Annotated in this window: 8 protein-coding genes and 1 pseudogene; 7 read left to right on the top strand and 2 right to left on the bottom strand. The window is 38.0% G+C overall.

Annotation, left to right across the window (positions count from 1 at the left end):
• Positions 1-16 precede the first annotated feature (16 nt).
• Complete coding sequence (locus A0J48_RS12850) at positions 17-2,545, bottom strand: mannose-1-phosphate guanyltransferase (protein ID WP_200323599.1); 2,529 nt, start codon at positions 2,543-2,545, stop codon at positions 17-19.
• Between the two features lie 808 nt (positions 2,546-3,353).
• On the opposite strand from A0J48_RS12850, the gene A0J48_RS12845 reads away from it, so the two are divergent.
• From A0J48_RS12845 to A0J48_RS12835, 3 genes and pseudogenes are all read left to right on the top strand, one after another.
• Positions 3,354-3,542: a hypothetical protein gene (locus A0J48_RS12845; protein WP_200323597.1), complete on the top strand. Its 189-nt coding sequence runs from the start codon at positions 3,354-3,356 to the stop codon at positions 3,540-3,542.
• Positions 3,543-3,794: 252 nt separating this feature from the next.
• A complete protein-coding gene (locus tag A0J48_RS12840; protein ID WP_234300891.1) occupies positions 3,795-4,124 on the top strand; it encodes a DMT family transporter in 330 nt (109 codons plus the stop codon).
• A gap of 433 nt (positions 4,125-4,557) precedes the next feature.
• Positions 4,558-5,870 (top strand): annotated as a pseudogene (locus A0J48_RS12835) (RNA-guided endonuclease InsQ/TnpB family protein).
• On the opposite strand, the gene A0J48_RS12830 reads toward A0J48_RS12835, so the two are convergent.
• Entirely contained in the window at positions 5,842-7,779 is a 1,938-nt protein-coding gene (locus A0J48_RS12830) for an FAD-dependent oxidoreductase (RefSeq protein WP_200323595.1), read from the bottom strand. The pseudogene A0J48_RS12835 and the gene A0J48_RS12830 sit on opposite strands and share 29 nt — an antisense overlap.
• A 318-nt stretch (positions 7,780-8,097) precedes the next feature.
• Here A0J48_RS12830 and A0J48_RS12825 point away from each other — a divergent pair, with 318 nt between their 5' ends.
• The 4 genes from A0J48_RS12825 (at position 8,098) to A0J48_RS12810 (ending at position 11,595) form a co-directional block, all read left to right on the top strand.
• A complete protein-coding gene (locus A0J48_RS12825) occupies positions 8,098-8,871 on the top strand; it encodes an ABC transporter permease (RefSeq protein WP_200323593.1) in 774 nt (257 codons plus the stop codon).
• A 108-nt stretch (positions 8,872-8,979) separates the two neighbouring features.
• A complete protein-coding gene (locus tag A0J48_RS12820; protein WP_200323592.1) occupies positions 8,980-9,879 on the top strand; it encodes an ABC transporter ATP-binding protein in 900 nt (299 codons plus the stop codon).
• A 110-nt stretch (positions 9,880-9,989) separates the two neighbouring features.
• Complete coding sequence (locus A0J48_RS12815; RefSeq protein ID WP_200323590.1) at positions 9,990-10,379, top strand: DUF2358 domain-containing protein; 390 nt, start codon at positions 9,990-9,992, stop codon at positions 10,377-10,379.
• Positions 10,380-10,422: 43 nt separating this feature from the next.
• Positions 10,423-11,595, top strand: coding sequence for a TRC40/GET3/ArsA family transport-energizing ATPase (locus tag A0J48_RS12810; protein WP_200323588.1), 1,173 nt, complete (start codon positions 10,423-10,425; stop codon positions 11,593-11,595).
• Positions 11,596-11,648: the final 53 nt, after the last annotated feature.

Raw genomic sequence — 11,648 nt, 5'->3', positions numbered from 1 at the left:
CCCCACACCCCACACCCTACACTTCTGCTGCGTAATGTTCCTGTTCTCGTTCTACAAAAGTCTGCACACGATTACGGTAGCTTCTTAAACTATCATCGACCCAATCACGATCGCTGCTGTTAGCAAATAAATGTACCATTGGTTCACTAGCATCTGGTAAAACTAACACCCAACTATCATCGTAGGGTTGACGAATTTTCACACCGTCGATTAATTCCAAGTTCTGCGCTGGATGGGTTTCCACCAAATAACGCATCAACGCTCCTTTTGCTGTCCAGGGACAACGGATGGTATAATCTTTGTGGATGACACGGGGTAACTCAGCGCGAACAGAGACAAGCGATCGCTCTTGAATAGTCAGCATTTCAATTAATTTAGCAATGCAGAACATGGAATCAAACCCCGGATGTAATTGCGGGAAAATAAAACCAGTTTCTCCACTACCACCCAAAACCACATTGGGATTTTTTTGACAAGCCTCCATTAAAGCAGTTGGGTTGGCTTTTGTCCGAATTACCTTACCATCATGACGACGTGCTACTTGTTCTGCTGCACTAGAAGCGTGAACTGGTACAACCACTGAACTGCGAGGATTAGATGTTAACATCATATCCACCATCAATGCCGTCAGCATTTCTCCCCGAATCGGATAACCAGACTCATCAACTAAAATCAGTTGTTCCCCATTAGCTGATACTTGCACCCCAAAATTAGCCTTTAGTGCTTCTACCACATGACCTAACTGAGTCAGCAGTCCTTCCCGACTAGTAGTAGTCATCGCGGTTTTATTGACACTCGCATTTAAAACCACCGCATCAGCCCCAAATTTATCTAACATCTGCGGTAACACTGCCCCAGACACCGCATAAACATAGTCAATGACAACTTTTGCTCGACTATTGCGAAGTGTAGAAACATTTAATAACTTTTCAAAGGCAGTGCAGTAACGATCTATTACTTGGCTGGGATATGCCACATCACCAATTTCGTGACTCTGCGCCCTCCGCATATCCTCTTTAAAATAAGCCCCCTCAATTTTCTTTTCCTGAGCCTTAGAAATATTAATTCCCTTGCCATCCATGAATTCAATCAGGATATAATCTGGACGGTCTGGGTGTACACGCACATGAATACCACCCACTACTCCCATTGTCGGGATAACTGTGCGAGTGATAGGAATAGCTGTAGAATCAAGATTTTGAATATCTACACCTACCGACATCAAACCAGCAATTAAAGAACGAGTCACCATCCGCGACACATTGCGTTGGTCACGGGAAACAGTCACCTGAGAACGGGGTTTTAAAGTCGAACCGTAAGCAGCGCCCAATTTCACGGCAAATTCTGGAGTGATGTCAATATTAGCTAAACCTTGCACACCACGTTGACCAAATAAGTTACGTTGGGCAGTATTACCCCAAATCAGGTTAATGTTTAAAACTGCGCCTGAGTCAATCTTTTTACTCGGCCAAACCCGCACTCCAGGGCTAATTTGTGCTTCTTCTCCCACCGTAGACAGCGAACCAATTACAGCAGCTTCTAATACATGAGCGCGACGGTCTACACGAGTACCACGGGAAATCACACAAGCGGATAACTGGGCTTCATCCCCAATAATCGCGCCATTCCAAACTATAGGACGCTTCAAATTAGCATCTGCACCAATGGTGACATTATCACCAATTACTGTGCCATCTTCAATTTGTACTCTTGCCCCAACCCGGCAATTATCACCAATTATGGCTGGACTTTGAATTTTGGCACTAGGATCAATATAAGTATTTTGACCCACCCAGATACCGGGAGAAGTTTCTTGATAAGCAAAATCCAGTTTTACCTTCCTAGCTAAAGCGTCATATTGTGCTTCCCGATATGCATCTAAATGACCCACATCACACCAGTAACCTTGGGCGATATAACCATAAATCTGTTCATTTTTTGCTAGTAGTAAAGGAAATAAATCTTTGGAAAAATCAGATTCTGTATGTTCTGGTAAATATTCCAAAACTTCTGGTTCTAAAATATAAGTCCCAGTATTGACAGTATCAGAAAAAATTTCACTGGTGGAAGGTTTTTCTAAAAAGCGGTTAATGCGTCCTTCTTCATCCGTAATTACCACCCCAAATTCAATTGGGTTAGGAACACGGGTTAAAATTAAAGTCGCTTTTGATTTTTTTTGTTTGTGAAATTCAATTGCGGCGGTAAGGTCAAAATCTGTGATGCTATCACCGCTAATCACTAAAAAAGTTTCATCCAAAAGTTCGGCAATATTTTTTACACAACCTGCTGTTCCCAGTGGCTGGTCTTCTTCAATAGCGTAAGTCATCTGTACGCCATAATCACTGCCATCTTGGAAGTAATCTCGGAGAACATCAGGTAAATAGTGTAACGTAGCAATAACTTCTGTAATTTGATGTCGTTTGAGAAGATTGATAATATGTTCAGCAATTGGTCGATTTAGTATAGGAACCATCGGCTTTGGTAAGTCACAAGTTAGGGGACGCAACCTTGTTCCCGAACCACCTGCCATTAGCACTGCACGCATAAAACCTCCTATTTACAGCCCTGGCTGCATTAAAATCTGTTATAAAACATGGTTCTTCTTTATTTAAGTTTCCTATGGATTTTGATATTTGAGGAACTTCCATAAGAGACATCTGATCAAAAATACAGGGAAAGAAAATAAAGTTTGCTGATAGCTAACTACTGATACTGACTTGTATTCAAACATATTAACGTAAGTTGCTCTTGAGGAAGCTTGGAGGCATTGGGCATGGGAAAAAATTAATTATTTTTCTGAACTGGGGAAGAAAAGTAGTTTTGATTACAAAAACTGGATCATTTATGCTTTGGAGTTCCCAAAAATATACTACCTTGGAAAACAACTTAGTATGAATATTAACAACAAAATTCAACATAAAACACTGAGGATATCGAAATCAAATCCCAACTTCTTAAAGTAGTCGGGGCTATGGTGATTACGTTTTTTTAAGTTGAGTCACTTATGAACCAATACTGTTCAGTTAAGAGTTTTAGTAGGTTGGGTCTAAAGAAAGCGCAACCCAACAAAAGTCCGTAAATGTTGGGTTTTCTAAGGTCAACCCAACCTACCTAACTTAATGTTTTTAGCTTAACCGACAAGTATTGACTGATGAACAGTATTTATAGTGAGTAGCAGCAATGTCTAAATATTGGGCGGAGTTTTACAACATAATTTAAACTAGAATCAGGCTACTCCAAAGCCGAAATCTGATCACCTAATTGATAAGTTATGTCTTTTGGGGATGGAATTTCTCTACTCTGTGGTAATTTTTAACTAAACTTATCTGAAGTTGCTAAGGGAGTTAATGACAATGAAATTAATTATTATTGGTTTGATAGTTGCTTATGTAGTTGGTGCTTGGAAGTTTTGGACTGGCTTTAATAAGACTCATTTTACACAAACCCTACCCAATCGTATTGGTTTTTCTTTATTATGGCCAGTCTTGTTTATTGCTAATCCATCCTATCGACGTAATTTTAGAAGGGCTTTAAAGGGTTAATATAGTTATCAGCAGTCAGCAGTCAGCAGTCAGCTTTTAAGAAACAAGGGTGTAGAGGACAGGAATTTTGGATTTTGGATTTTGGATTTTGGATTGTCTCTGGTTGACTCTAATCTAAAATCTAAAATTTTCTTATCCTATTCCCTCTTCCCTATTTCCTCCTATATAAGACTTTTTGCTTATGGAAAGTTTTGGGTTTGGTGGAGATAATTAAAAAACCCCAATCCTGAACTTTCAGCAGCAATTTAAGCTATGTTAATAAGTTGGCTGTACCTGATGATAGCAATTATTTTTGAAGTTTCTGGCACAACTTGTATGAAACTTTCTGAAGAATTTACTAAATTAATTCCTTCGATCTTAATTTTTGTTTTTTATGGACTTTGTTTAACTTTTTTGACGCTTTCTTTGAGAAAACTAGAAGTTAGTATTGTTTATGCTGTTTGGTCTGGGGTAGGTACTCTGATTATTACTAGTATTGGTATTGTCTGGTTTCGTGAGTCTTTCACACTCATAAAAGTTATGTCCATATTTTTAATAATTATGGGGGTAATTGGTTTAAATTTAGGTGAATATAGCAGGTGACAGTAAGAAGGGAATAGGGAATAGGGAATAGGGAATAGGGAATAGGGAATAGAGAATAAAGTTATTAATCTTACCAAAAAAAAACGGGTCAAAAGCCTCCCCTTTAAAGGGGAAAAACAAAAAACTTATTCCTTGTTCAATCCTCTTGATTGATAAAGAGGTAATACTTTTGACTTTTGACTTTTGACTTGTGAACTGCCTCCTGCCTCCTGCCTCCTGCCTTCTCTTATAAGAAAACAGATGAAAACCCTTGAGGCTTCGCCGTGAGCGTCAGCCGAACGGTTAAGTTTTGGAGCTTGGCGGAAAAACTTATACGTACTTTAGGCAAGGGATGAAAGCTAACCAAGGCGTTTACGCCTCAGTGATATATTCTTTCTGTTGACAGATTATGTAGATTTAACTAACATAATAATATGCTTGTTAGGTCGTTGCCATGATCATTTACGAGTTCAAAGTCAAAGCAAAAGACAAGCAATATCAAGCAATAGATGAGGCTATTCGTACCAGCCAATTCATCCAAAACAAGTGTTTGCGTTATTGGATGGATAATAAAGGTGTGGGACGATATGACCTAAATAAGTATTGTGCAGTATTAGCATCTGAATTTCCTTTTGCCGATGAACTCAATTCAATGGCTAGACAATCTGCTGCCGTTCGCGTAGCGTGCCGAAGGCATGCGTTCTTGGAGCGCAATAGCTCGGTTTTACGACAATTGCAAAAAGAAAGTTAAAGGTAAAAAGGGGTTTCCAAAGTTTAAGAAAAACTGCCGTTCTGTTGAATATAAAACAAGTGGATGGAAATTATCACCAAACCGGAAAGCAATTACTTTTTCTGATAAGAAAGGAATAGGTACTCTGAAATTAAAAGGTACTTATGACTTGAATTACTACGACATCAAACAAATTAAACGAGTGCGTTTAGTACGTCGTGCTGATGGCTATTATGCTCAATTTGCAATTGATGTGAATATCAGAATTGAAACACAGCCAACTCATCAAGTAGTAGGACTGGATTTGGGGTTAAATTATTTCATTGCTGATTCTAAAGGTAATGTAGAAGAATGTCCCAAGTTTTACCGTCAGGCAGAAAAACAATTAAACCGTGCTAATCGTAAAAAATCCCAGAAGTTTAGCCCAGAACGCAAAAAGGCAAAACAAAGACAATCTAACAACTATCACAAAGCTAGAAATAGGTATGCACGTAAACATTTAAGAGTAAGTAGGCAGCGAAAAGAATATTGCCAGAGATTAGCATATTCCGTCATCCAATCTCACGATTTGGTAGCCTATGAAGATTTAAACGTGAAAGGCATGGTAAGAAACCGACATCTAGCTAAATCAATTTCTGATGCTGGTTGGTCTACTTTTAGGCAATGGTTAGAATATTTTGGGCATAAATATGGAAAGGTAACTGTTGCAGTTCCTCCTCATAACACTTCTCAAAATTGTTCTAATTGTGGCCAGAAAGTACAAAAATCTCTATCAACTAGAACCCATGTTTGTACTCATTGTGGGTTCGTTGAAGATAGAGATATCAACGCCAGTATAAATATCCTAAAGCTGGGATTAACTACGGCGGGACACGCCGGAAGCTACGCTTGGGGAGATTTGCCCTCTTGGGCGATTGGTGTCAACCTGTCGTCTAATGGCGAGTCTGTGAACCAATAATCCCCATCTCTGGCGAGACGCTTGCGCGAACGCCTTTAGGCAGGGGAGTGTCAAATTTGCAATAATCCTTCTGGATTGACTGTTAAAAGTGGCCGTCGCTGCAAACCTTCGCGGTGTAAAATTTCATTGGCGGCCAGTAACCCACTACTAACAGCCCGTTCCATTAAACCACAGGGAAAAGGCATTTTGACCCAATCACCGGCAAACAATAAGTTAGTTACAGTTGTATGAGTTTCTGGACGTTCTACATAACTATTGGGTGGATATCCAGAAAAGTTATGTTGATTAACTAATTCTCGATGTAGTAATTGGGCTTGTTTTAATGCAGGAACAATATCATACAGTTCATTTTCAAAAGTTGTTAACAAAGCTTCTTGATTGGGAAATTCTTTTTCTTTGTAGCAATAGGCGTGTAATTCTACTACACTACCACCTGTGCGTTGCGCCCAATCAATGAATTGTTTTTGAATGCGATGATAAAGGGTAATGCTGTCAGTTAGTTTGTATCCAGATAAAGAAGTAAAATTACTATGTTCCCATGGAAAATCTTGATCAAACCAAAAACGACAAACAGCAAAAGGATCAGCAATGCTCAATTTTTGGATTTGCGATCGCACTTGTTTATCTACATCCCCAGTCATCCGTTTAAATAGTTGTTGTACTCCCGGTACATCAGTAGCTAAAACATAATAATCTGCGGTAATTGTCTCTGGTGATGATGACTCTTGATTAACTGCTAATAGTTGCAAATTATCATCTTGTCTTTGCACTACCTGAAACTTAGATAAATCTCTTTGTGCAGGCCCTTTAACAACTTTACCATCTGCGGTAAAAACTGCTCCATGACAGGGACAATGAAATTTACCATCTGCTGCTATTTGCACAGTACAACCTTGATGAGTGCAAGTGAGAGAAATTGCTTCCTGACTGCCATTTTCGAGAGCAAATACTTCATCCGCAGCCCCAAAATATTCTATTTTGCTATCATTGACAACTGAGTTGCGCTGCACCCAAAAAGGCACATTATGGTTATTGTCACCTAGATAATATTTAATTCCTGAAATCTTTCCTTCAGTTGCAATAATTTCGCTCACATTTGCATCTGTGATAATTTGACCTTGCTGCTGAATTGCTTGAGCAATGGGTTGTACTAAACTTGTACCCATATCGTCTTTTGTACCATTAAATGCCAATCCTTCAGGATTACCAAAAAAGTAAAAATGGAAGAATTGCATTAGTTCTCCCACACTCATTACATCGGGAGCATTTAAGCTGGATTTGGCGAAAGGTAGAAAATACAAATCATATAAACCTTGAGGAAATTCTGTAGAAACCCAATCAGCGACAGAGATGTTATCAAAACGTTGGTAATTCTTTTCTCTCTGGAAACCTGTAATTGCTTGGAAAACTTGTAAATGCTTAATTTTAGTCAGATTTATTCCCCATTTTAACCGATTGGGAGAAGCAATAGCCAAGTCTATAATATTCCAAGGAAATGCAGAACTGCTAGGACGAAATACCTCTGGTTGATATTGAGAATTATTGTAAACTACAGAATAAAATTCTAATGATTGAAAATTATCTTTTATTCCCAGTTCAGATACCACACTATTCAAGTTATAATACTGAGGGAAAAATCCATGAAAGCCATGTTCCATCCTAAAGTTTTCACCAGCAGCTTCTATTTGCCAACTAGCGATTTTACCACCCAGTTGCGGAGATTTTTCTAAAAGTGTAACTGTAAATCCCCGCTGCACCAATTGATATGCACAAGCTAAACCTGCTAAACCACCCCCAATAACAACAACGCTTTTATGGGTATTTAACATCTTTGGTAAACTGAGAGTATCTGGTTGAAAAACCGATGGTTTTGGTTTACTAAAACGGGAGTATCCTGTGGCTGTGACTATCGTACCCACACCAAATAACTTCAGCAGTGTACGACGAGAAATAGTAGATGATTTTGGTAAATTAAGTAGTTGGCTCATTGGTGACACAATTAAATTTTCACGATGCACAATGGCAAAAAATCAAGCATAAATATGCAAGATTTTCCTAGCCATCCTCAAAGGAAGTATTTTGCAGGAAGTGGATAAATTGTTAATTGTTGTTTGTCAACATAATATACACTCAAATTTTCTATTTACAGATTACCTTACAGAAAAAGCTGTAAGATTTTAGTTAAGGGATGAGAAGCTTCTTTAATAGTGTAGTATATTATTTAATAATTGACTACTCAGCACGGATAATCTTCTATAGTTAGTAGAATATCAACCTGAGATAAATTTGTACATCAACTCACCAAGATGAAATATTGGCGTGAAACTATTGCTGTAACTCAGCGGATCTTAATTGAACTGTTGCGCCGTAGACGCAGCTTAATTTTTTGGAGTATTTTCCCAATTTCTATCTTAATTCTCAACGGATTTATTTTGGCAGAACGGGCAAAACTTACAATGGCTGTGGCTTTTGAAAATGCAGCCCCTTCAACTTTAGTAGGTGCAGCACTATTTTTTAGTTGTTTGGGAGGAAGTGTTGCTACTGTAGTTGCAGAACGAGAACAGCAAACCCTAAAACGCTTGTTTATTTCTCCCTTGAGTGGCACATCTTATTTTTTGGGAATTTTTCTTGCTCATAGCTGTATTGGTATTGGACAAACGCTTTTGGTTTATACTATTGCGGCCTTGTGGGGTGCTACTTTTAAAGGTTCGATTTTATTAGGAATTATCATTATCTTATTAAGCATCATTGCCTATGTCGGCTTAGGTTTTATTTTAGGTACGCAATTAGCTAGACGCATTGAAGATGTGAATGCTTTAGTGGCAGCTTTTGGTGTGCCATTATTAATTTTAGGTGGGGCATTTTTACCAACATCATTATTTCCGAAAACTCTTTTAGATATTGCTCAATATAATCCAATTTACCACATGAATGAAGCTCTTTTAGGTGTTTGGGCTAAGGGAAATCAATTTAATGATATTATCTTACATCTTTGGTTTTTATTCTGGTTCGCAATGATAATGTTAGCCTGTGGATGGTTATCTTATCAAAGGATGTTGATGGTAGAAAGGAGGCTGTAAATCAGGGAGCATTCCCAATGTGTAAGTTAATTTTTTGGAAAGAAAGGAAATTGCTCCCAGCCTTGATATGAATCCTGAATACTGAATCATTACTTCATAACTTCAAATATGCTGATAATTAAAAATTTAAATAAATCCTACGGCGATAGAAAAGTTCTAGAAAATTTAACACTACATCTTCAAACAGGAGAAGTTTACGGTTTATTAGGTGCAAATGGAGCAGGAAAAACAACAACAATCAATATTATTTGTAATCTCCTGAATGCAGACAGTGGCTACATTACCATTAATCACCAACCTGTTTCAGAATCCACAAAAAAATTAATTGGTATTGCTCCTCAAGAAAATCTCCTATATAAAACTCTTTCTTGTGCAGAAAATCTCAAATTTTTTGCGGATATTTATGGTTTGGATCAAGAAACCAAAAAGCAACAAGTAGAAGCAACCCTCAAATCTGTTAACCTATTAAATAGAGCTACAAGTCCTGTAGAAACTCTCAGTGGAGGAATGCAAAGACGGCTAAATATTGCTGTTGCTTTGGTACATCAGCCACAATTAGTAATTCTTGATGAACCCACTACAGGATTAGATATTGAAGCTAGATATGAAATTTGGGAATTAATTCGCCAACTTAAAAATCAAGGCATGACTATCTTACTAACAACTCATTTATTAGATGAAGCTGAACGACTTTGTAACCGCATTGGCATTTTGAAAAGTGGTAAGATATTAGCAGAAGGTAGTTTATCGGAGTTAAAAACCTTAATTCCGGGTCAGGAAGTTTTAGTGTTACAAACTACACAAAAAGAACAAGCGATCGCTCTAGCGCAAGAACATGGCTTTATACCCAGACGTTATGGTAGCGATTTAGCTTTTTTACTACCAGAACCGCTAGAATTAAAAGCAATCATTGCTAAATTTGACAGCATCCCTATTGATTCCATTTCTCGGCAACCTGTATGCTTAGAACATATTTATTTAGAAGTAACTCAAGGTAAAGAGTTATAAATGCTGAGTGATGAGTGCTGAGTGCTGAGTTCCGAGTGCTGAGTAAAAACCCTTATTTTTTGCCAATTACTTATTACCTATTCCCTATTCCCTATTCCCTATTCCCTATTATGGATATTATCGAAACACTAAAAGCCGACTATCAAAGATTTCCAGTTGATCAAACTTACAGTATTTACGCACCAGATGTTTATTTTCAAGATGCTGTTTTTAAATTTCGTGGTTTAGAACTTTACAAATGGATGATTAAATTCATTCAAACTTTCTTCTTAAATCTGAAAATGGATTTACATAACATCCAACAAAAAGAAGACACAATTAAAAGCGAGTGGACACTTAGTTGGAATTCGCCATTACCCTGGAAACCACGCATCTCTATTTCTGGTTGGAGTGAACTACGTCTCAACGCTGAGGGTTTAATTATTTCCCATATTGATTATTGGCACTGTTCCCGATTAGATGTGGTGAAGCAACACCTATTTTCCTTAAACAACGGATAATGTAAATAAATGTAAACAAAATTCAGGCAGGACAAAATTATCCATGCGCGTAATTCTGATGACAGGAAAGGGAGGCGTAGGTAAAACCTCCGTCGCGGCTGCAACTGGACTGCGTTGTGCAGAACTCGGCTATAAAACACTGGTTTTAAGTACAGATCCTGCTCACTCCTTAGCAGACAGTTTTGATATAGAATTAGGACATGACGCTAAACAAGTCCGTCCCAATTTATGGGGTGCAGAACTCGATGCACTGCAAGAATTAGAAGGTAACTGGGGTGCTGTAAAGCGTTATATTACCCAAGTTTTACAAGCACGGGGTTTAGAGGGAATACAAGCGGAAGAATTAGCAATTTTACCAGGCATGGATGAAATTTTCGGCTTGGTAAGAATGAAACGTCACTATGATGAAGGGGAATTTGACGTTTTAATTATTGATTCCGCCCCAACTGGTACTGCTTTACGTTTGTTGAGTTTACCAGAAGTTGGTGGCTGGTATATGCGGCGTTTTTACAAGCCTTTTCAAAATATATCCGTAGCACTTAGACCTCTGGTTGAACCAATTTTTAAACCCATTGCTGGTTTTTCTTTACCAGATAAAGAAGTGATGGATGCTCCTTATGAATTTTATGAACAAATAGAAGCACTAGAAAAAGTATTGACTGACAATACTCAAACCTCAGTCCGTCTTGTCACCAACCCAGAAAAAATGGTGATTAAAGAATCTCTTCGCGCTCATGCTTATTTGAGCTTGTATAATGTAGCGACAGATTTAGTTGTAGCTAATCGTATTATTCCCAAAGAAGTTGACGACCCATTTTTCCAACGTTGGAAAGAAAATCAAGAACAATACCGCCAAGAAATTCATGAAAACTTCTTACCTTTACCTGTCAAGGAAGTACCCCTGTTTTCTGAAGAAATGTGTGGTTTAGCAGCATTAGAGAGACTTAAGGAAACTCTCTACAAAGATGAAGATCCGACTCAGGTTTATTATAAAGAAACCACCATCAGAGTTGTACAGGAAAACAACCAATACAGCTTGGAACTGTATTTACCTAATATTCCTAAAAGCCAAATTCAACTGAGTAAAACCGGAGACGAATTAAACATTACTATTGGTAATCATCGCCGTAACTTGGTTCTACCCCAGGCTTTAGCTGCACTGCAACCAGCAGGGGCAAAAATGGATGATGATTATCTGAAAATCCGTTTTTCCTGACAATGCGAAAGTTTAGTTGATAGTTGATAGTTGATAGTTGATAGTTGATATTT

It is taken from the genome of Sphaerospermopsis aphanizomenoides BCCUSP55 (assembly GCF_001586785.1).
Classification (GTDB): Bacteria; Cyanobacteriota; Cyanobacteriia; order Cyanobacteriales; family Nostocaceae; genus Sphaerospermopsis_A; species Sphaerospermopsis_A aphanizomenoides_A.
The sequence above is the reverse complement of the archived record's forward strand: the minus strand, read 5'-3'. Positions and strand labels throughout refer to the sequence as shown.

Excerpts from the sequence above, each read along its gene's own strand:
- A0J48_RS12810 (WP_200323588.1), top strand. The coding sequence starts at position 10,423 with ATGCGCGTAATTCTGATGACAGGAAAGGGAGGCGTAGGTAAAACCTCC.
- A0J48_RS12840 (WP_234300891.1), top strand. The coding sequence starts at position 3,795 with ATGTTAATAAGTTGGCTGTACCTGATGATAGCAATTATTTTTGAAGTT.
- A0J48_RS12815 (WP_200323590.1), top strand. The coding sequence starts at position 9,990 with ATGGATATTATCGAAACACTAAAAGCCGACTATCAAAGATTTCCAGTT.
- A0J48_RS12845 (WP_200323597.1), top strand. The coding sequence starts at position 3,354 with ATGAAATTAATTATTATTGGTTTGATAGTTGCTTATGTAGTTGGTGCT.
- A0J48_RS12820 (WP_200323592.1), top strand. The coding sequence starts at position 8,980 with ATGCTGATAATTAAAAATTTAAATAAATCCTACGGCGATAGAAAAGTT.
- A0J48_RS12850 (WP_200323599.1), bottom strand. The coding sequence starts at position 2,545 with ATGCGTGCAGTGCTAATGGCAGGTGGTTCGGGAACAAGGTTGCGTCCC.
- A0J48_RS12830 (WP_200323595.1), bottom strand. The coding sequence starts at position 7,779 with ATGAGCCAACTACTTAATTTACCAAAATCATCTACTATTTCTCGTCGT.
- A0J48_RS12825 (WP_200323593.1), top strand. The coding sequence starts at position 8,098 with ATGAAATATTGGCGTGAAACTATTGCTGTAACTCAGCGGATCTTAATT.